Origin of the sequence: Providencia sp. PROV080 (assembly GCF_033688105.1) — a bacterium.
In the GTDB taxonomy this organism is placed as follows: domain Bacteria; phylum Pseudomonadota; class Gammaproteobacteria; order Enterobacterales; family Enterobacteriaceae; genus Providencia; species Providencia zhejiangensis.
In genome coordinates this window covers 1,245,997-1,267,866 of record NZ_CP096346.1, presented here as the reverse complement: position 1 = coordinate 1,267,866, position 21,870 = coordinate 1,245,997, and the positions used below count along the sequence as shown (strand labels likewise).

18 protein-coding genes are annotated in these 21,870 nt (G+C 38.8%); 11 read left to right on the top strand and 7 right to left on the bottom strand.

The genetic code is table 11. The features are described from left to right. Nucleotides 1-142: 142 nt before the first annotated feature. Entirely contained in the window at nucleotides 143-1,750 is a 1,608-nt protein-coding gene (locus tag M1F03_RS05460) for a GMC family oxidoreductase (protein ID WP_318840100.1), read from the top strand. Nucleotides 1,751-1,800: 50 nt separating this feature from the next. Here M1F03_RS05460 and purT read toward each other — a convergent pair whose 3' ends face one another. The 3 genes from purT to M1F03_RS05445 all read right to left on the bottom strand — a co-directional run bounded on the left by purT (nucleotide 1,801) and on the right by M1F03_RS05445 (nucleotide 5,075). Then, the gene (gene purT, locus M1F03_RS05455) at nucleotides 1,801-2,979 is read right to left on the bottom strand and encodes a formate-dependent phosphoribosylglycinamide formyltransferase (protein ID WP_154622258.1); all 1,179 of its coding nucleotides are present in this window, start codon (nucleotides 2,977-2,979) and stop codon (nucleotides 1,801-1,803) included. Nucleotides 2,980-3,090: 111 nt separating this feature from the next. Beyond that, nucleotides 3,091-4,017 (bottom strand): EamA family transporter RarD, encoded by a 927-nt coding sequence (gene rarD, locus M1F03_RS05450; protein WP_318840099.1) that lies wholly within the window; start codon nucleotides 4,015-4,017, stop codon nucleotides 3,091-3,093. Between the two features lie 113 nt (nucleotides 4,018-4,130). Next, on the bottom strand, nucleotides 4,131-5,075 hold the full coding sequence (locus M1F03_RS05445) for an aminoimidazole riboside kinase (protein ID WP_196713441.1): 945 nt from the start codon (nucleotides 5,073-5,075) through the stop codon (nucleotides 4,131-4,133). Between the two features lie 239 nt (nucleotides 5,076-5,314). On the opposite strand from M1F03_RS05445, the gene M1F03_RS05440 reads away from it, so the two are divergent. Next, nucleotides 5,315-6,769, top strand: coding sequence for a glycoside hydrolase family 32 protein (locus M1F03_RS05440; RefSeq protein WP_318840098.1), 1,455 nt, complete (start codon nucleotides 5,315-5,317; stop codon nucleotides 6,767-6,769). 43 nt (nucleotides 6,770-6,812) lie between these two features. Here M1F03_RS05440 and M1F03_RS05435 read toward each other — a convergent pair whose 3' ends face one another. Beyond that, on the bottom strand, nucleotides 6,813-7,808 hold the full coding sequence (locus M1F03_RS05435) for a LacI family DNA-binding transcriptional regulator (protein WP_163860812.1): 996 nt from the start codon (nucleotides 7,806-7,808) through the stop codon (nucleotides 6,813-6,815). A gap of 479 nt (nucleotides 7,809-8,287) precedes the next feature. On the opposite strand from M1F03_RS05435, the gene M1F03_RS05430 reads away from it, so the two are divergent. Continuing rightward, entirely contained in the window at nucleotides 8,288-8,917 is a 630-nt protein-coding gene (locus tag M1F03_RS05430) for a response regulator transcription factor (protein ID WP_154635725.1), read from the top strand. 672 nt (nucleotides 8,918-9,589) lie between these two features. Further along, nucleotides 9,590-11,035, top strand: coding sequence for a dihydroxyacetone kinase phosphoryl donor subunit DhaM (dhaM, locus tag M1F03_RS05425; RefSeq protein ID WP_196713443.1), 1,446 nt, complete (start codon nucleotides 9,590-9,592; stop codon nucleotides 11,033-11,035). A gap of 199 nt (nucleotides 11,036-11,234) precedes the next feature. On the opposite strand, the gene M1F03_RS20020 is transcribed toward dhaM, so the two are convergent. Both M1F03_RS20020 and rimO read right to left on the bottom strand, forming a co-directional pair. After that, nucleotides 11,235-11,876, bottom strand: a complete 642-nt coding sequence (locus tag M1F03_RS20020) for a helix-turn-helix domain-containing protein (RefSeq protein ID WP_163863493.1) — start codon at nucleotides 11,874-11,876, stop codon at nucleotides 11,235-11,237. 248 nt (nucleotides 11,877-12,124) lie between these two features. After that, complete coding sequence (rimO, locus tag M1F03_RS05415) at nucleotides 12,125-13,459, bottom strand: 30S ribosomal protein S12 methylthiotransferase RimO (protein WP_163860810.1); 1,335 nt, start codon at nucleotides 13,457-13,459, stop codon at nucleotides 12,125-12,127. A gap of 235 nt (nucleotides 13,460-13,694) precedes the next feature. Between rimO and M1F03_RS05410 the strand changes: the two genes are divergently transcribed. Beyond that, entirely contained in the window at nucleotides 13,695-14,651 is a 957-nt protein-coding gene (locus M1F03_RS05410) for a hypothetical protein (RefSeq protein WP_163860809.1), read from the top strand. 557 nt (nucleotides 14,652-15,208) lie between these two features. Then, the gene (locus M1F03_RS05405; protein ID WP_318840097.1) at nucleotides 15,209-16,417 is read left to right on the top strand and encodes a retropepsin-like aspartic protease; all 1,209 of its coding nucleotides are present in this window, start codon (nucleotides 15,209-15,211) and stop codon (nucleotides 16,415-16,417) included. A gap of 129 nt (nucleotides 16,418-16,546) precedes the next feature. Here M1F03_RS05405 and M1F03_RS05400 read toward each other — a convergent pair whose 3' ends face one another. Beyond that, nucleotides 16,547-17,476, bottom strand: coding sequence for a haloacid dehalogenase-like hydrolase (locus M1F03_RS05400; protein WP_154625016.1), 930 nt, complete (start codon nucleotides 17,474-17,476; stop codon nucleotides 16,547-16,549). A 263-nt stretch (nucleotides 17,477-17,739) separates the two neighbouring features. Between M1F03_RS05400 and M1F03_RS05395 the strand changes: the two genes are divergently transcribed. From M1F03_RS05395 to efeB, 5 genes are all read left to right on the top strand, one after another. After that, nucleotides 17,740-18,297 (top strand): iron transporter, encoded by a 558-nt coding sequence (locus tag M1F03_RS05395; protein WP_154625015.1) that lies wholly within the window; start codon nucleotides 17,740-17,742, stop codon nucleotides 18,295-18,297. Nucleotides 18,298-18,507: 210 nt separating this feature from the next. Next, nucleotides 18,508-18,843, top strand: a complete 336-nt coding sequence (locus M1F03_RS05390; protein WP_154625014.1) for a cupredoxin domain-containing protein — start codon at nucleotides 18,508-18,510, stop codon at nucleotides 18,841-18,843. An 11-nt stretch (nucleotides 18,844-18,854) separates the two neighbouring features. Continuing rightward, complete coding sequence (locus tag M1F03_RS05385; protein WP_163860807.1) at nucleotides 18,855-19,688, top strand: FTR1 family iron permease; 834 nt, start codon at nucleotides 18,855-18,857, stop codon at nucleotides 19,686-19,688. Then, nucleotides 19,681-20,583 carry an EfeM/EfeO family lipoprotein gene (locus M1F03_RS05380; protein WP_251463711.1) on the top strand — a complete coding sequence of 301 codons (903 nt, stop codon included), beginning with the start codon at nucleotides 19,681-19,683 and terminating at the stop codon, nucleotides 20,581-20,583. The genes M1F03_RS05385 and M1F03_RS05380 overlap by 8 nt, the downstream gene beginning before the upstream one ends. 11 nt (nucleotides 20,584-20,594) lie before the next feature. After that, nucleotides 20,595-21,869 (top strand): iron uptake transporter deferrochelatase/peroxidase subunit, encoded by a 1,275-nt coding sequence (gene efeB / locus M1F03_RS05375; protein ID WP_196713449.1) that lies wholly within the window; start codon nucleotides 20,595-20,597, stop codon nucleotides 21,867-21,869. Nucleotide 21,870 lies beyond the last annotated feature (1 nt).

Sequence of the window (21,870 nt, the reverse complement as noted above, 5' to 3'; positions counted from 1 at the left end):
GCTTCAATAAGCCATTTCCGAGTAGCCAATTTGAACCACCTCACATAAACATCATATTATTCACACGTTAATAAAATAAAGAGTTATTGTTAATAAAACGAAATTCAATGATGACAAAAATGTCACTTCGTCAGGGGAATCTATGAATAATAACAATTATGATTACATCATTGTTGGAGCAGGTTCTGCGGGATGTGTTATTGCCGCACGCCTTATCAAAGAAACACAATCACGGGTTTTGCTCCTTGAAGCCGGCGGCAATGACAATCATCTGTATATCCGTATGCCTGCGGGCGTTGCCAAAATTATTGCTCAAAAGAGCTGGCCTTATGAAACCGAGCCTGAACCTCATGCAAACAATCGAAAAATGCAGATAGCACAAGGCAAAGTCCTTGGCGGTAGCAGCTCGGTCAATGGCATGATTTATATTCGAGGCCAAAAACAAGACTATGATAACTGGGCCCAAGTCTATGGCTGTGATGGCTGGAGCTATCAAGACGTTCTACCTTGGTTTAAAAAAGCAGAACAAAATGAAAGTTTATCTGATAGCTATCACGGCACCTCAGGCCCTCTGCCTGTCAGTGAAAATCGCTATCGTCACCCTCTTTCCATGGCATTTATTCGGGCAGCCCAAGAACAGGGCCTACCCTATGTCAGCGACCTTAATGGTGAAAGCCAACAAGGGGTCAGTTTCTATCAAACAACGACTAAAAATGGAGAGAGAGCCAGCACCTCAAAAACATACCTCAAAAGTGTAGCTCAAAGCGATAAGCTCACTGTAAAACTCAATAAACAAGTTAACCGTATCATTATTCGTGATGGGGAAGCGGTAGGAGTGGCTTATCAAGGAAACGATGGTCATGAAATAGAAGCATTCGCACAGAAAGAAGTTATTATCTGTGCCGGCGCAATGGGCTCCGCTAAGTTATTAATGTTATCAGGGATTGGTCCACAAGATCATCTTAGTACGCTCGGTATTGAAACTATCGTGGATCTTCCTGTTGGCAAGAATTTCCATGACCATCTACATATGTCTATTAATGTCACAACCAAAGATCCCATTAGCCTTTTCGGGGCAGATCAAGGGATTAATGCCTTGAAGCATGGATTTCAATGGCTCGCTTTTCGCAGTGGTTTATTAGCCTCGAACGTACTCGAAGGCGCTGCATTTATCGATAGCTGTGGTCAAGGCCGCCCAGATGTGCAAATCCATTTTTTACCTATTCTCGATAGTTGGGATGATGTTCCTGGCGAGCCGCTTCCCGCTACACATGGATTTACCTTAAAAGTGGGCTATTTACAGCCGAAATCACGCGGGGAATTACTGCTGCGTAGTCAAGATCCTCAAGCCCCTCTGAAAATTCATGCCAACTACTTAGCTTCTCCAGAAGATATGGAAGGTTGTAAGCGTGCCGTCAAATTCGGTTTGCAAGTTCTTGAATCAGAAGCTTTGCAAGCGGTCAGTAAAGAAACACTGATGCCACCAGCACAAGTCCGCGATGATGATGCGGCATTAGAAGAGTTTGTACGTAATTTCTGTAAAACGGTCTATCACCCCGTTGGTAGTTGCCGTATGGGAAAAGACGCAGCAACCTCTGTTACTGATTTACGCTTACGAGTTCATGGTATCAACAAACTCCGTGTTATTGATTGCTCTGTTATGCCTGAAATTCCAAGTGGCAACACCAACGCACCAACAATCATGATCGCTGAACGCGGTGCTGCCATGCTCATACAAGATAATCACTAATGAGCGAATACTAAGCCACAATTTATTCGCTCATACATTGTGGCTTTTCGTTAACCACTCACATTAACCGTTTGAGCCGCTTTTTTCGCCATATCGAGCGCATTATCAATCGAATCAGCTATTGCGAGTGCAACCCCTAAACGGCGAGTTCCTGCTATTTCAGGTTTTCCAAATAGACGCAATTGAATATCAGAACCCAGCGCTTGTTTAAGCCCTGAAAAAACAATATTTTGACTATGTAATTCAGGCAAAATAACCGCTGATGCACTGGGTCCATATTGGCGGATCATGCCAATAGGTAAGCCTAAAAATGCACGCACATGTAAAGCAAACTCGGATAAATTTTGTGAGATGAGTGTGACCATTCCAGTATCATGTGGTCGGGGAGAAACTTCATTAAAAATGATATCGTCACCACATACAAATAACTCGACTCCAAACAAACCATATCCACCTAATGCCGTAACAATCTTTGCAGCGACCTCCTGCGCATTTTGCAACGCTTTTTCGCTCATATGCTGTGGTTGCCATGATTCACGATAATCACCTTTTTCTTGGCGATGCCCAACAGGTGCACAAAAATGAATACCGTCACTTGCGCTGACCGTTAACATGGTGATTTCAAAATCAAAATGCACCATTTTCTCAACAATCACGCGTCCTTGACCGGTGCGCCCACCCTCTTGTGAGTAGTGCCATGCAGATTCGAGCTCTTGTTCACAACGAATGACACTTTGTCCTTTACCTGAAGAGCTCATGACTGGCTTCACAATACATGGAAAACCTATCTCATTGGCAGCATTGATAAAATCAGTTTGCGTTTCAACAAACCGATAATCTGAAGTGGGCAAACCCAGTTCTTCTGCTGCAAGTTTACGTATGCCTTCACGGTTCATTGTTAAATAAACAGCATGTGCAGAAGGCACCACTTTTTGTCCTTGCTGTTCTAATTCCACAAGGGTTTTTGTCGCGATAGCTTCAATTTCTGGAACAATAAAATCGGGTTTTTCTTGCGCTACCAGCTGGCGAATCGCATCGCTATCTAACATGTTAATGGTATAGCAACGATGAGCAACGTGCATTGCAGGCGCATTGTCATAACGATCGACCGCAATAACCTCAATGCCCAAACGCTGACATTCAATAGCCACTTCTTTTCCTAGCTCACCTGAACCGAGTAACATAACTTTTGTTGCAGAAGGACAAAGTGCTGTACCTAATTGATTCATGATAGATAACCTTGTATGCAAATATGCCAATTTAATGGCGAAGATTATATACGCAATCGTTTGCTTTAACCACTAAAGATCTGAGCAATCTCTCCCATCTCAAATAATACATTACAGTCTTGGTGTTTTATCGCGCCCAGTAACGTAAGGAACCCGTTTATGGTATTCGTTGTAACGCTTATGCAATAAAGCAATAATGCAGCAGAGTAACCCCAACCAAATTAATGAGAAACTGACTCCTTTTACCCAATCAAATAGCTCATTAAATAAGAATACCGCCAGTAAAAATTGAATTGTCGGTTCAATATATTGTGCCAGTCCGATTACCGTCAATGTCGTGCGCTTAATTGCGGCGGTAAAAAACAGTAATGGAATAATCGTGACAGGAGCAGCGAGCATATAGAGTAGTTTAATTTGCCAATCCCCTGCGGCTACAGCACTATTCTCATTAACAGAGAGCCACCACGTGATCCCACCAGCGACAGGCAGTAACCAAATGGCTTCAATAAATAGTGAAGTAATAACATCGAAACGAATGAATTTACGGATCAAACCATAAACCGCAAAAGCACTGCCCATCACCAATGCAAGTAAAGGTAATTCACCATACTGCAAAATTTGAAAGCAAACGCCCGAAAAAATGAGTAATACCGCCATCTTTTCCGCGACAACAAGCCTTTCGTGTAAAAAAACAACGCCGAGTAAAATGGAAAATAAAGGATTAATAAAATAACCAAGACTCGCGGCTAGCACTTGCCCATGGGTTAAAGCATAGGTGAATGCGCCCCATGATATCGCCATAATCGCCGAACTAAATAGGCACAAAATTATCGAACGTTTATCCGCCCATACTTGTTGCCAAGCCGTTTTATTTTTAATCAGCAGACGGATCAGTAATAAAAAAGGGATCGACCAAATCACACGTTGAGCCAATAACTCTAAAGGTTCTGCTCCGGGTAATAAACGGTAAAAAAGTGGCGTGATCCCCCAAAGAATATAAGAAAAGATAGCTAATACTACCCCTGATCTTAGTAGCATAATTAATCCAAAATAGATGTTTTACAGATAAAATTTTACTGCCAGTATCATACGCTTTTATCTATTAATTTGAATTAATTAACATCACTATTCACATTAATATAGTCTTAGTTTTAAAGCTCTCGAATATGTAATGGTGGTTGCTGATTAATAAACAGAGTTAACTCTTTCTGCGTTGGCGCCGCACTTATTGCCCCCTTACGCGTCGTTGCTAGCGCCCCACAAGCAGTAGCTTGAGTGATAATATTCATCAAATATTCCTCATTATCACTTAACCCAGCCTGAGCAATCGCTGCAAGCAGTCCTGCCATAAATGCATCTCCCGCCCCTGTGGTATCAACACTTTCAACCCGAAATGCACTCATACCTATTTGTTGGTTATGCGTCAAAACGATGCAGCCTTTGGCTCCTTGAGTGATAACTTTCAAACGAGCAGGATACCGTTTAAGCTTCTCGATGGCATTATCTAAGCTAAGGTCATCAACCAACCACAACAGTTCTTCTTCTGAAAGTTTCAGTATATCCGCCTGATAAGCAAATTGGTCGACCCTTGTCTGCATTTCAATAGGATCTGACCACATTTGAGGACGAATATTAATATCAAAACTGAGTAATCCCCCCGCTTGTTTAAGTTGCTCAATAGCCGCAGTTAATGAAGTGCGACACACAGGATGCACCAGTGCCAATGAGCAAAAATGCAATATCGCTTTTTCAAATGCAGGTAGATTTTTATGACTTAAGAACTGATCCGCCGACGGCGAGACTAAAAAAGAAAATTCACGTTCCCCATTTTCTTGTAAAGACACTAAAACGGTGCTGGTATGATATTTTTCATCAAATTCCATCGCACGGGTATCGACCCCCATATCAAATAACGTCTTTTGCATAAAATGGCCAAAAGCATCTTCACCAACACGTCCAATAAAACCGCTAGGCTGTCCTAGCTTAGCAACTCCCGCTGCAACATTGACAGGAGCGCCACCAGCACAAGCTTCATATTGCATACTGTGCAAAGGAATTAAATCAACGACTGCATCTCCTAAAGACCAAACTTTCATAGGCTCTCCATCTCGACAATGAGTGACTCAACTAGCAATCATCACAATTAAAACAAATTAATGCTAGAAACTGCTTTTTGTTAACGTTAACATGATTTGTATTGAGTATAAATAAAAAACAGTTCGTAACGCGTGCGTTAGGTCACACCATCACATGATACGAATCACACTCCATTAAATAACCCACTATTCCACAACGATTGTATAGATAGAAATCATTAGTAACGAAAGGAACCATGATGAAACAGCGTATTCACCAAGCATCGATAGCACTTGAAATAGCGAGACAATCTCTCAACAGGCAGTTTTATCCTGAATATCATCTTGCAACCTACGCCGGCTGGCTGAATGATCCTAATGGGCTCATTTATCATGATGGGTTATATCATGCATTCTACCAGCACCATCCTTACAGCGCTGACTGGGGACCTATGCATTGGGGACATGCGACAAGTAAAGATATGATCCACTGGTCACATCAACCTATCGCGCTTGCTCCTAGTGATGAATATGATCGTGATGGATGCTTTTCAGGATCAGCCGTCAGTGATCAAGGCAAGTTATACTTATTTTATACTGGCCATATTTGGTTATCCAATGCAGGAGATGACAGCCAAATCTATCAAGCGCAATGTTTGGCCATAAGTCATGATGGTATTCATTTTGAAAAACACGGCGTCGTGATCCCTTCGCCTGAAGGTTACATGCATTTTCGAGACCCTAAAGTTTGGTTTCAGGATTCACGCTGGTGGATGGTTGTTGGCGCAAGAGATAGTCTCGATCAAGGACAAATTTTGCTCTTTAGCACCGATGACTTACTGAATTGGCCTGAAGAGTACCAAATACTGGCTAAAACAGACGATAAAAATGTTTATATGTGGGAATGTCCTGACTTTTTCCCGTTAGGCGAGCAATTCATCACACTATTTTCTCCTCAAGGAAAAAAACCATCTGGGCATCAATATCGAAATCGCTTTCAAAATGGTTATCTCGTCGGGAATTGGGCACCCGATCAATCTTATGAAATAACCAATCATTTTGCTGAAATCGATTTTGGTCATGATTTTTATGCGCCACAAACTTTTTTAGCTGAAGATGGCCGCCGTATTGCTATCGCGTGGATGGATATGTGGGAGAGCCATATGCCAACAAAAGCGCACGGCTGGGCAGGCAGCTTTACTGTACCTAGAGAATTAACGTTAAACGCCCAAGGAAAGGTACTGGTCAATCCGATCAAAGAGTTACAATCATTAAGACAACAAGCGGTTAACCTCTCCGCTTGTACACTGGAAAAAAATAGCACGCTACCGATTTACCATGATGCTATCGCGTGTGAAATTGAATTAATTTGGGATTTACAAAACAGTCCCGCTGAAAAATTTGGTTTTTGGCTTGGTAACGGTACACAGTTTTTTATTGATGGACAGACACAGCAATTAACCTTATCCCGCCACTATCCTGAACATATCATCAGCGATTACCGTAGCGCCCCACTCCCACAAACTCGCTATCTCACCATACGTGCTTTTATTGATAGATCGAGCCTTGAAGTATTTATTAATGAAGGTGAAATGTGTTTTACCAGTCGAATTTATCCACAAGAAGGCGAGCGGGCTTTGACACTGTTTACAATTAACCAAAGTGCAAAGTTGATCAAAGGAACATTGTGGCCACTAAAAAGTGTCGCTGAATAATATGACCTGCGAGGATCGCTGATATCAGAGCGATCCTATCTCGTTAAAGAGATTCCCTATCGAGTAAATCACAAGAGACATATTGTGTCCCATTATTTTTCCTTTGCTCAATAATATGTAATGCGGCTTGTTGCCCTAATTGATAATGAGGCAATACAACGGTGCTTAATGGCGGATAAAATAGCTCTCCTACACCGATCATATTGTCATAGCCTAATACCGCAACATCCTCTGGGATACGTAACCCCTTACTCAGTAATACTTGATAAGTTAAAAAAGCAATACGGTCATTACCACAAACCACCACATCAAAATCAGGTTTCGCTTGCTTGCAATGTCGATTGATAAGATCAATCACATCACGATAGTGTTCATCCCCTAATGCTAAATGATACTGCTTTAAGGACTCCTCCCGTAGACCAGCACAACGCCATGCAGACTCCACAGCCTCTCTACGCGTTTTTCCTGCCACTGTTTCTTGCGGAATATATAAACAAAGGGGTTTTCTATAACCTTTTTCAATCAGCCGACATATCGCCTGATATTGACCATTGTAGTCATCAGGAATATAGGCAGGAAAACGATTTTGAGGGTCGATGCAATTTGCCAGCACTAAATGACTTTTATGCAGTCCTTCTGGAATAGTGACTTCACGTAATCCCATCGTTGTATAAATAATACCATCCGGCCGCTGAGACAATAATTGCCTTACGGCTCGTTCATTGTCTTCATTTGATGTGATGTTAACCACAAAACTACTCCAGCCAAATTGCCTTGCTGTCTGTTCTATTGAAAGAATGACCTCGACTGAGTATGGTGTCGTCGCTGTATCAAGCGCTAAAACACCCACGGTAGATATTTTCGAGCCTTTCCCTCGAATTTTTCTAGCCGAAAAATCAGGAACATAATTTAATGTTTGAATGGCTTGCTGCACCTGCTTAAGCGTCTCAGGTTTCAGCAGCTCGGGATTATTGATAGCTCTTGACACGGTCATTAGTGAAACATTAGCAAGTCGAGCTACATCTTTTAAAGAAGCCATTAAGTATTTTCACTCAGCCAGATATTAATAAATAAAAATTCTAACATGATAAAGATAAAAATCACCTACAGGAGTGATTAAATAACCTTGTTATTATCACGAATGAAACTATACTAAAATCTAGCAATAAGGCTTTTTATGACTACTATTTTACGATATTATCGTTCCATTACATAAAAAATTTTTATAACATGTCAGTAATATTTGATGTAGTTAATAAAAAGTAAGTGTAAATACTTATTATTTTGTCAGTCATTTATTAATTCTTACTCACTGACACAAACGTTAACCATTATTTCTACTTTTATATTAAATTTACCTAGCTGTGAAATATAATATAAATTAAGGTCTGTAAATACATTAATAATAAAACTAAAAAATTAGCAAGAAAATATTACCATTGGCTTACTTAGCCATCTGGTTCTACCTATTTTTTCAAAATTATATGAATATCAAATCAGTGTAACAGGAGTATGGTGATGAATAACACCATTCACGTAATCATAGAAAATGATAATGTCATTAAGAATAAACTGAAACTAATGATGGAATCTTTTGGTTTTAATTTTAAGTTCTATAATGACGAAACGTTATTTACAAGTAATTATACGTACCCTCAAGAAGAAGGAGCTAAAGAGTGTGTATTAATATTCTTAAACAATGAAAATAACCATATTGGCAGATTGAATAATATCGACGGCTCACTCGGTATTATCCCATTTATCGTCCTCTCCGAAAAACCATCAGTAGAACTTTGCCGTGAAAGTTTTAAATCTGGTGCCTTTGATTTCTTTTCATTCCCATTTAAAGATTCTGATATCGTCCATGCGATAAACAATGCGATGGAACACTTTGTTAGTGAACATGCAGAACTCAATAAATACAACAAATTAACCGATAAATTTGATCGGCTTTCCAATCGAGAAAAAGAGATCATGGACATGATCCTTGAAGGCAATACAAGCAAGGAAACCGCTGAAAAATTAGCCCTTTCCCCTAGAACCGTTGAAGTACACCGATCAAATATTTATACAAAACTCGGTATAAAATCGTTACCGCAATTAATACAAGAATATGAGTATATAAATACATACTCTAGGAATTTATGAACTCATTGTTCATCAATGATTACTGTAGATAAAATTAATTTAGCTATTAATTAATCAGAAAATTTAACTATTTAATATAGTTTTATTTCAAATATTAAGATTTTACAGCTTTAATCACTATAGTTCATTTATATGGCTAGATTAATGGCATAGGCTGTCGTCTGTTTACTTACAACGTACAGCCTTCTTCGCTTATATCGTAATCTTACTTAGAAAAATTATTACTTACGTGATGAAATTATTTCGCATATTATTTCTATATCACTAAGTAATATTAATCATGACCGTACAAGTTACAGCCATTAATTTTAAAACTAAGTTACCGCTTTGTGAAATGTTATTATCTGAAAATTCACTTAGTATAAAAAAAAACAGTTCAAAATCGATATCTTAACATCAATCGTTAGTCAATAATTTTACCCTCCCTTCATTTTTAAATGACGATATTCATTAGTTGGAAACTTTAATATTACATCTAAAGTGAAATAAAACATTTTGTCTCCAAATGGCTATGCCATCGTCATTATTAAGAATATTCGTTAAATTATTTGTGATTTGTAAGTGTCTTAATCTTTATTGCTAAATATCAGCAGAAGCTCTCTCTTTTTTTCGTAACATTACTTATTATAAATCGATATCTATCGCCGCTAAGACTCACCAGAGGAGAAGAATATGATTGGTCTCATTATTGTTTCTCATAGCAAATTGCTTGCTGATGGAGTGCTCCAACTCGTAGAGCAGATACAGAATAAACAGCATTGTCAGATAATCACTGCGGCGGGTGTTGATGATGACACCCACCCTATTGGTACAGATGCAGTGAAAGTCATGGAGGCGATCGAAACCCTAGCAGATGCTACAGCGATTATTTTATTAATGGACTTAGGTAGCGCATTACTCAGTGCAGAAACTGCTCTCGACCTCATTGACGCTGAATTGGCAAAAAAAGTGCATTTGTGCAGTGCACCTTTAGTCGAAGGAGCCATTGCTATCACTGCCTCTGCATCTACTGGTGCGTCAATTGATACAATTTTAAATGAAGCACGCCAAGCGCTTTATCCAAAACAACAGCAATTGAATGAGGCTAACGACATAACAGAGAAAGAAACACCAGCGCCTAGCAGCTTCTCTGAAAAAGCCATGATGACGGAATGGTTGGTACAGAATCCTTCAGGACTTCATATTCGCCCTGCGGCTAAATTGGCAACATTACTTTCAGGTTTTAAAGCAAAACTGGAATTACAAAACAACGAAAAGCGTGCAGATGCTAAAAGCATGAACCAAATCGCGCTATTACAGGTTCATCAAGGGGATAAAATTAGGCTTATTGCAGAAGGAGTAGATAGCCAAGAAGCTATCGACGCATTTAATCAACTGGCACAACAACACTTTGGTGATAATATCAGCACATCAAATGCGAATTCACTGATAGGAAAAGCCGCTTATGTTCCTTCCGTAACCGGATTTGCCTATCATATCCCTGAAAATAGCAAACTTTGCACTTTCTCTTATCAAGGCAGTAAACATGAGCTAGAGACGGCAACTCAAGCCATTAAAAGACTACAAAGACAGTTAAATACCCTAGCTGATTCACTCGCTGAGACTTATGGAAAAGAGATTGCCAATATTTTTCATGGCCACAGTGTATTATTAGATGACGATGATCTTATCGATTCCATTAAGCAAAAAATAGAACATGAATCGATAACGGCCTATGATGCCATATCCCAAGTATTTAGTGAAATATCAGAACAGTACCAACAACTCGATGATGACTATTTGCAAGCGCGATTTATTGATATTGATGACTTAAAAAACCAGCTACTTATGTCAATATCGTCGGCATCCTCCTCCCCTTTGGTGCTTTCTGAGCCGACAATCCTTCTGACTCATCACTTAGGTCCTTCAGAATTACTGCACTATAACAACGCTAACGTGGTCGGAATTGCTCTCGCTCAGGGGTCCCCTTATTCACACACCTGTATTATTGCAACCAAAATGGGGATCCCCATTTTAGTCAATCTTGGTGAGAAAATTGATGAAATTCCCGAAAATGCAAAATTAACGCTATCCGTTGCAACAGAAACATTAACTATTGAGGCGCCTATTTCTGCATAAATAAACGATACGGCTTGCGATGTTTTAAAATCAGCATAATGTTCAACCATCGCAAGCCTCAACACAAGTCAGCCCAATGATGCGCAACAATACCTGCTAGCATTAACCCAAAATGATCCTTTTAAGCTTGTTAAGAAGACTGATGTTATCAAACCTATTTCCCCCTCTTCTAATGGCGTGAAACCGCTGCATCGAATTGCTACTTATATTCCTTGATGTCGATATCATACTGCTTCAACTTACGCCAGAGAGTCGTTCTTCCCATATTCAGCACTTGGTACATTTGCTGAATTTTTCCGTTACATACCTTAGCAGCCTCAATAATTGCTGATTTTTCAATTTCATGAATATTCAGTTCTCTAACGCAGGTAGCGGCACAATTATCAAAAGTCATATCCTGCATCTGAAGGTGACACTTAATTTTTTCACTGATTTCACGGGCGATCGATTGGGTTAACGCAAGAAGAAGGGTGTTATTTACCGTCTGAGATGCCAAAATAATGATGGCAACGAGAGTTTCATTTTCACTAAGAATAGGCGCGAGATAATAAAAGGTTCCCTGCCATTTGATTGGATGCTTAAACAAGCTAAGTGGGGTTTCCTGCATATCACAGGTTGCTAAAATATTGTGAATGAAAAAGGAGTTCTTCCAAATACGATTGGACCACAGCATCTCACCATAAGGTTCGATTAATGCAGTATCTATTACCAAATCGTTGATAGGTGACAAACCCTTTTCGATAGCAAGACTCGCAATATCAATTAACACGTCGGATGAAATAGTTCTTGCTATCTCTTCCTGTTCAGGAAAAATCACTGGAGATGAAAAATCAACAGACATAGCCATCCTTATACACCGATAAGTTATACTTTGATTATGTCTATTTTTTATTAAATTTTAATATCTCAAATCAAATAATCTATTGATAGATTTTTATCTATTGATCTAGAACAAAAAGTCAGGATATATCCAAATCAGAGATTATTACTGTCGCTGAGATAAAACGATTTCTTACTTATCCGATAAGAGTAAAATGCCCCAGTGATTGACATTCCAACGATTAGGGCACTTTACTGTTGATGTGCGGGTTATTCGTTAACGATCGACCCCCAGAGGTCATACTCATCAGCGTGTTCAATCAACACGTTAACAACATCACCGGGTTTCACTCCGAATTCACCATTCAAATAAACCATACCATCAATCTCAGGAGCATCAGCCATACTACGACCAATCGCGCCTTCATCATCGACTTCATCAATCATTACTGGTAAACGGCGGCCTATTTTTTCTTGTAATCTTTCGGTTGAAATCTGTTGCTGCAATTGCATAAAACGATGATAACGCTCTTCTTTAACATCCTCAGGAACTTGATCAGCAAGTTCGTTCGCTTTCGCCCCTTCAACTGGACTATATTTAAAGCAACCTACGCGATCAAGACGAGCCTCTTGCAAGAAATCGAGCAACATTTGGAAATCGTCTTCCGTTTCGCCGGGGAAGCCCACAATAAAGGTCGAACGTAACGTTAATTCAGGGCAGATTTCCCGCCAACGCTTGATGCGTTCGAGAGTTCTTTCTACTGCCCCAGGACGCTTCATTAACTTTAAAATCTTTGGACTCGCGTGCTGTAATGGAATATCCAAATAAGGAAGTACTTTACCTTCCGCCATTAAAGGAATGACATCATCAACATGTGGGTATGGGTAGACATAATGCAAACGTACCCACACGCCAAGTGATGCGAGCTGTTCACATAATCCAACCATACTGGTTTTTACCGGTTTACCATCCCAAAACCCCATGCGATGCTTAACATCAACACCATAAGCAGAAGTATCTTGAGAGATCACTAATAATTCTTTAACCCCTGATTCAACCAAGCGCTTTGCTTCATTTAATACATCCCCGATAGCACGACTATCTAAGTCACCACGCATTGATGGAATAATGCAGAATGTACAACGGTGATTACAACCTTCTGAAATTTTAAGGTAGGCATAATGTTTTGGTGTTAATTTAACACCTTGCTCAGGAACTAAACTTAGGAAAGGATCATGTTCTGGCTTTGGTACATAGTGATGAACATGATTGAGAACTTGTTCATAGCTATGAGGACCTGTGATTTCCAGCACTTTAGGATGAACTTCGCGAATTTGATTTTCTTTAGCGCCAAGACATCCAGTCACAATTACTTTGCCGTTTTCATTTAATGCTTCACCAATCGCTTCAAGCGATTCTTGAACCGCACTATCAATAAAACCGCAAGTATTAACAATAACCAAATCAGCATCATCATAACTTGGTACGACTTGATAGCCATCCGTACGTAGTTCAGTCAGGATGCGCTCAGAATCAACAAGATTTTTCGGGCAGCCAAGTGAAACGAAGCCAATTTTTGGCACCGGATTAGTATTTTGCGACATAACTCACTTCTTTTATTGTTTTAAAAAATGGGCTGGATTTTACCTGAAGTATAGTAGGAATTGTATAAATTTTTATCTATAAAACTATTTTTATTAAACGATTTATGCTTGGCGGATTTTGTCGATATAAAGCCAAAAACCATGAGCGCCTTTCTTGTTGATAGCTACAAAATTTAGCTTATGTTACCATTTGAATTCCTGAAAATAATTGATTACAACGACTCGCCTTTAGAAAATGAAAAAATACAATAACAAAAAACGTAAAAACAAAAGTCGAAATAGAAACCACGATAGCGACAACCGTCATATTGTTAGCACTGATAGTCGGAATCGTGATAATAGTACTCGCAACGAGCATCGTCATTACACCCATTTAGAAACAATGGCTTACCCATTACCTAATGAATTAAAACTTCCTATAGCATCGATCATTGGACATGGTAATCAAACATTTACTTATTTTATATGGCTATTTTGTACTTTAATATGTGCATTGACTTCTCTTATTCTATGGAATGTTATCTCAGGAAGGTTCCTTTTTGTCACTATTGAGATCGTCCTATTAGTTTCATTTTATACTCTACTAAAACGATTTAATAAAACTGTTAGTTATTTTTCTATCGATAATAACGGATTTCGCTTTATTTGTGATCCATATCCAAACATGAACGTTGAAATACTCTGGGAAAATATTTGCTCTGAATATGTTGTTCATATCGAAACAGGCGGTAGATATAGTCCTAACTATCTTGTTTTTCAGTATAAAAACGCCTCAAATGAGAGTAAAGAATATAAATTACCCATCGAAAATTGGATTAACTATTCCCCCTTCTCTCCAGTAGAAAAAAGAAAATTGATGCTCAAAGCGCTACTTAAAGGGCTTGCGAGAATTCCTGATATCAAAATCAACCAACGTGTATTCACTAAACTCGATATAGACCCACAAACATTTAAATTTGCACCATCAAAGAGAAGGTCAGAAAATATATATTGCATGATTTTGACCATCATCGTTTTAGGAATTTCATTGATGTTATGGCTATTTTGGGTCACAATTTTACCGCTTTCATGGGCTTTAGTTTTGTGCTTAGCTTCAACTGTGCTTATCGCTATTGGGGTAATTCTATTCTTTACTTGGCTTTATCCCGAATTCGAAGGCAATATCCGCTATATCAATGATATTAATAAATAATCATCTTAACTGTAGCATTTTTTTCATTTGGGCAACCAAGTGACATGAAGCCAATTTTTGGCGCCGGATTGGTATTTTGCGACTTAACTCACGTCTGTTATTGGGTTAAAAATGAGCCGAGTTTTACCTGACGTATATTTTAGCGCTATAAATCGCTTTTTCAGCAGAACCATAGACTCTTATAGCGGCTCAATTCGCAGTTCATCTGTAGTGATCACATTAGCCGTCCGATAGATGATTGTTCTATTCTGAAAATCTTTCCGCGAGATAACCTCCCCTTAATTGATCGTAACTCTGTCTATAACGAGAATAAAACATCCTTAATCAGCACGATAACGAGTTAAAAAATAAGCTTATTTATACGAAAAATGATGAATGTTAATAAAGTGAGATAGAGTAAAGTATAAAAAACTCGAACTAAAATTTATATTTAGCGGAAATTTAATCGTGTAACTAATGCTAAAAAGTATTGATTATTGAGTTCTCGTTTATAAATTTATTCGTATAAAAAGCTATTATTTCATTGTGTGATAGATCATAAGATTATAGGGTAAACAATGCAAAACAAGGAGCCTGTCTTGGTAAAAAAATCCAATAAAATAATAAGTTACCTAGCGTTATTAATGATAACGGGTTGCTCTAACACGATAAAAAACCATGACCCTATACTTGTTAACGATTTTCAAGACCAGTATGTTGATTATATTTTAGTTCCCGTCACGATAAATGGTAAGAAATACACATTTTTATTAGACACTGGCTCATCAACATCTGTTATTGATCAATCCTTGGTCAACAAATTAACAAGCAACCTTGATGCACCACCCGCCTTTTATCAAAAATACTTTAATGTCGTAAAAACTGTCAGTGATAATAAAAAAATGGCGGACGTTAATTTTGTTAATCCCATTTCCTTTTATATTGGGGAAAAGTACTTTAATGGCGGAGACTTCTGGGCTGCAAATGATCTTAGCCTGCTATCACAAATGGTAGGCGAAAATATTTCAGGGATACTCGGTATTGATATTTTTAGACGATTAAATTGGGAAATCGATAACAAAAATAAAGTATTAACGCTCTATGATAATCCTCCTAATATCAATAACTATGAGCAGTGTATTACATATGATGATTACACGCTTGGAGCTCCCTCTTTCAATGCTTACTTTGATGATAAGACCTATGTGAATGTTAAATTAGATACTGGATCCAAAGTGAGCTATTTGTCTTCTGAATTTTTAGATTATCTAAAAGAAAATAAAATCAATAAGATGGAAAAAATAGAACAATTTGACAATGCAATTACCATCGATTTTTCTGGTGTGAATAACAAAAAAGAAGATCTGTATCGAATTCAGCAAGTTCAATTAAATGATACTACACTCATCGACCAAAAATTTGCTGAAAATAATAATAATGCTTATGCTATTGGCATGTCTGCATTAGCTTCATTTGATAAATATCTATTATCACCAGATAGAATGCTCATCTGCTATAATAGTCATAAATCCCCAGAGAAAGAATTGGAGGATATTAGAAAAATAAATATCCGGATGTTTAATAACAATATTGAATTCTTTTATAATAATGAGGATACCCTCGCTAAATACCCTATTCAAAATGGGGATGTTTTAATGAGTCTTAATGGGGTTTCATACCCAACAAAGGCTTTAGTCAAAGTGCAACATTTGATCAATACATTACCCAAAGGACAGCTATCTTTGGTTTTACGTCGACAAGGAACGTTAATAAAAGTCGATTTTTAAAATCCATATTATTCCAATTTGATTAATCAAACACCATTTTAAAATGTTTAAATAACAAATAGATAGCTAATAGAAATAATCCGAATCACACCGTCAGATGATGTGATTCGGATTGCAAAATATGATTGATTAACGATTAATCGAACGAGCAATACGCGAGTAAGTGTGCCTCACACCACGGATAACAATGCCATAATTAAGAATGTTTTCAGGTAATGCAATACCGTTATAGCCTGAATCACCAATATGATGTAGATCTGTTCCTGCCATTTTGCACATCAACGCAATTTGACGGATGGTTTGTAAATCAGCGCCTTCTTGTGATGTTCCAATCGCTGTCATTGTTAATACACCTTGAGAATGACAGTAAGCCACCATCCTTTGCACAAATTCAGCTGAAATACCGGGTACCGTTCCCGGTGCGGGCAAAAGGATCACATCGGCACCGCTATCAATAAAACTTCGAATATCAACTTCTGTAATCAACTGCTCTGCTGACTCATTGAGAACACCAGCAGCGTGCATTTTTCCGGTAATTAAAATGACCTCTTCACCAACAACCGCTTTTAATTCTTTTAGACTTAAATTGATTTCTTGATTGGTGACTCCATTACCCGGATTGCCCGTTAGCACAATAATGTCAACGCCCATCTCCTTTAATTTTATTGCGTTTTTTACCGTGGCTAAACGGCCTTCAGAAATCTTCCACTGCACATCCTGATTGGGATTATTAAACCCCGCAGGAACAGGTTCCAGATTTACACCAATGGCTCGACCTGTAAGGTGTTTTAAAGTCCGGATAATCTCTTGTGGTTCTATATTTGAAGGGAGACCTTGCACAACCGGATTATCAACATCAAAAATATTCAATAATAAAATATCCGCCCCTTGACTTGCGGCGAGCTCCGCATTTGTCACATTCATTAAAACAGGCTGTATCGTACCAATGGTTTCAGAAACCAAAAGGCGCCCTTCACTCCCCTTAATGGCTTCTAATAACGCCTTTTTATTCATGCGCGATATTTCAGAAGCGGTACAATCAAGATAACGTTTTTGCATGCTTTACACCTTTATTTATTCGTAGGCTAATAATAAATAAACTCTGTTCAATTTATCGTGACATATAATCAATAAGCTGAATACATTTTGGCTCAAAAGATATTTTTCAAAAAATAATAACTTTCCTACTGTAACTATTTTTCTAAAACTTTTCATATATTTGGCTATAAATTAAATTTTTGGCCTCAAACTTTAACTTGAACAGCATGAATAATAATGATTATCATTGCGTTCCAATAATAAATAATGGTAAGGACAAGACGATGAAACTCGCTTATCAAGCAGCTGTTTCGGGTTTAGCTTTATTCTCAATCACTGCTTTTGCTCAAGAATATCCTTTAGGACAACCTATCATTAAAGATGGAATGGAGATTCAAGGGGTTTATCTTCAACCAATAACAATGGATACAGAAGAAGGCCATCAAGGGATGTCCCACCTTGCTGCCGATAAAGCAGATATCCATTTAGAAGCAGATATCCATGCGGTTGAGGATAATCCAAATGGATTTGCTGAAGGTGATTGGATCCCATACCTCACTATCGAATACACAGTCAAAAAACTCGGCGATAAGCCACAAACTCAAACAGGCACATTCATGCCGATGGTCGCTAGTGATGGCCCTCATTATGGTCAAAACATCAAATTGGATGGCAACGGTAAATACCAAGTCACCTATAAGATCTATCCGCCATCCCATAATAAACAAGTCGCATTTGGTCGCCATATTGATAAAGAAACAGGGGTAGCTCCATGGTTCAAACCTTTTGAAGTTTCATGGGAGTTTGACTATGCGGGTGTAGGCCGAAAAGGTAGCTACTAACCCACAGATCGATACTCAGCGTTATTCTCGACGCGGCAAAACGACAAGCATATGAAACACGGGAAATAGCTAGAAACGATCCCCCCGTGTACAGAAAGGAGTCAACAACGCTGCGACTTGCAATATAACGGGTATATCATTTCAGGGCTAGCCGCTGCTTAATTGCTGCGTATAGCCCTTTTATTTGTCGTTATGTTTAGAGCCAATAAAATGAAAACATTACTAAGTTTAGCCCTTTTGCTATTTTCAGCACTCATACCCAATGCGGCTTTCGCAGCAGAAAAATTTACCGTTGAATTAGAAATGAAGAACGGTGATTTAATCCCACGTGTGCTTGAAGTTCCTGCAAAAACGATTATTCGTATCAAAATAACTAACACAGGAACTGAACCCGCTGAGTTTGAAAGCACACAATTGCGTAAAGAAAAAGTTCTCGCGCCGGGAGCTAGCTCTGTTGTGGTTATTGCTCCCCTAAAACCGGGAAGTTATACCTTTTTTGATGATTTCCACCTGTCTCACCCAAAAGGTGAGATCATCGCGAAATAGAAGGATAAATTATGGGGCAAGTTCTATTTGTTGTCTGGCGAGAAAGCTTTGAAGCATTGCTAGTCATTGGCATTATTTATGCTTGGATAAAACACCATCCTGACTCTCGCAATGGCATGAAATTTTTATGGGGGGGAGTTGCCCTCGGCCTTATCGTTTCTGTTCTATTAGCACTATTGATTTATGGTGTTTTTAACGTTCTCGATGATACGGGCCAATCTCTATTTATGATCTTTATGGAATTGCTTGCCTGTGTTTTGATCGTCCAAATGGTATATTGGATGAATAAACATGGTCGGTCCTTAAAATCTGAAATTGAATCGGGTATTAGCCGTAATGCAGCACACCACAATTGGTGGGGAGCTACGCTGATTATTGCCATTGCCATTGCTCGCGAAGGAAGTGAAATTGTTGTCTTCCTGTCTAGTTTTATCATGTCATTAAATGCTGAAAATGCCTCCGAATTTACGATAGAAGTTGCTGCCGGTATTTTAATTGCAGGTTTGACACTCTATGCCTTCTTACTCACTAATCGTTTTGTTTCATGGAAGATATTTTTTAAAGCGACAGGCGTCATTCTATTATTTCTTGCCCTTTCTCTCTTACTCAAAGGGGTTGAAGAAAGCGCTAACTTATTCATTGAATACGATTATCCTATCCCTGAATTTTTAATTTATCCTGCATGGGATACCACGGCTTTGCTTGATGACTCAAATATTGCCGGTAACTTTATTTCTTCTTTCTTTGCTTATCGGTCACAGCCTATATGGTTAAGTGTTATTACATTTGTGCTTTATTGGATTATCGTTATCACGCTGTTTTCTCGAGGTAAAAAACATGCGTAATACAAGAATATCTACACCAATACTATTGGGTATAAGCTTAGTTTTAATGATGGCGATGCCTACCTCTGCGCTGGCCAAAGCATTGAGGTCCCCAGTACAAACGGGTGATGATATCATTATCGCTAAGGGGGATATCCCAACCCCTGAAAAATATCATCCTGCTATCAGAGCCTATTTAGACTATACGCGTACTCAATTAAAGGACATGGTTTCTCAATTAGAAATCTTAAAGAGCAGCCTTAAAGTCGGTGATTTAACCGCAGCCGAGCGAGCTTACATCCAAGCTCATCAATATTATGAATCCGTTCGTCCTATCATCATTCTATTTGGTAATACTGACCGCATAATCAATGCAAGGGCTGACTATTTTCTTGATAAAGAAAAAGATTATCGTTTTACTGGTTTTCATCTCGTTGAATATCAATTATTTGATCGCAAAGATAATACCGCTGCGATGCGTGCAACCGATGAATTACTCATGAAAGCACAAGATTTGCAAAAGCGGGTTGCCACTGAAAATATTGAAATCCCCAAATTGGTTCAAGCATCGGCAGATTTTATTGAGATGATTCTAGAAACCAAAATGGCTGGCAAAGAAAATATCTATAGCCAATCTGATTTAACGGATATTGCTGCAAATCTACGTGGCTCACAAGAAGTGATCAACGTACTGGCTCCTTTTATCGAGCCAAAACAATTTCAGCGCATCCAAGATAATTACCTAGAAGCCTATCGTATTATCAAACCATATCAATTAACACCTAATCATTATCAGAGTTATAAGCAGTTTGATAAAAAAGACATGATGGCGCTTTATTCTGTATTAACACAACAGGCTGAAGATCTTGCACAACTTCGATATCAGCTCGGTGTTGATGTGTATTACAAGTATTGAGGTAACAAGCCATGAAGGCGAAATCACATAACCATGCTACGTCAATTAGCTTTTCTCGACGTAATGCACTAAAAACCTTAGCTGTTGGCAGCTTTATGGCAGCAGCCCCAACCCTGGCGGCAAATACTCGTCAAAACCAATGCCAATCTTCCTATGAGAAAACCATCCCTTTTGAAGGTTTACATCAAGCAGGGGTATTAACGCCAGAACAAAAAAATGCTTCATTTATTGCCTTTAATGTCACTGCCGACTCACTTGATAAATTACAAAAACTGTTTGAAATTTTGACAAATAGGATTGCCTATCTCACACAAGTACAAAAAGCACCTAACACTCACAATGATCGTATGCCACCAGCCGAATCCGGTATTCTTGGGAGCAACCTCCAACCTGATTCCTTGACTGTTACCGTTTCATTAGGTCATAGCCTATTCGATGCTCGATTTGGTTTGGATAAAATCAAGCCTCGTTACCTTGTTGAAATGACAAGCTTCCCCAATGATAGACTGGAACAGCAATGGTGTGGCGGGGATATTAGTTTACAAATTTGCGCCAATAGCCAAGAAAGTGTCATCTATGCATTACGCGATCTCTTGCGCCATACCGCTCCGTTGATGTTCCCTATCTGGAAAATAGATGGTTTTTTACCTTCACGAGATATTGATAACCACTCAACGCCAATCAATTTATTTGGTTTCAAAGATGGCACTGGCAATGCCCCAACCAGCGATAGCCAACTGATGAATGAATTGATTTGGGTCACAGAGGATAACAAAGAACCTAAATGGTGTGTTGGTGGTACTTATCAAGCAGTGCGCCTTATCCGGTTTAATCTTGAATTTTGGGATAGAACGCCCCTCGAAGACCAAGAAAACGACTTTGGTCGTCATAAAGATAGCGGCGCGCCTATTGGTATGAAGCAGGAACATGACGATCCTGAATTTGCTAAAGATCCTCATGGCGATCGCATATTGTTTGATTCTCATATGCGCCGTGCTGAGCCTCGCAACCCTGAGCGTTATACGGCTAAATTAAGGCGCCGTAGCTATAGCTATTCTCTTGGTTTAACAACTAATGGGCTACTCGATATGGGGCTAATCTTTGTTTCATATCAAAAAAATCTTAAAACCGGTTTTATTGATACCCAAAAACGCCTTAATGGCGAGCCACTTGAGCGCTATATTAAACCTTTTGGTGGCGGTTACTATTTTGTTGTGCCCGGTATTCAAAATACGTCAGAGTATCTCGCTCAAGGCATGTTTGAGGCACTCAAACAACCCCGTTAAG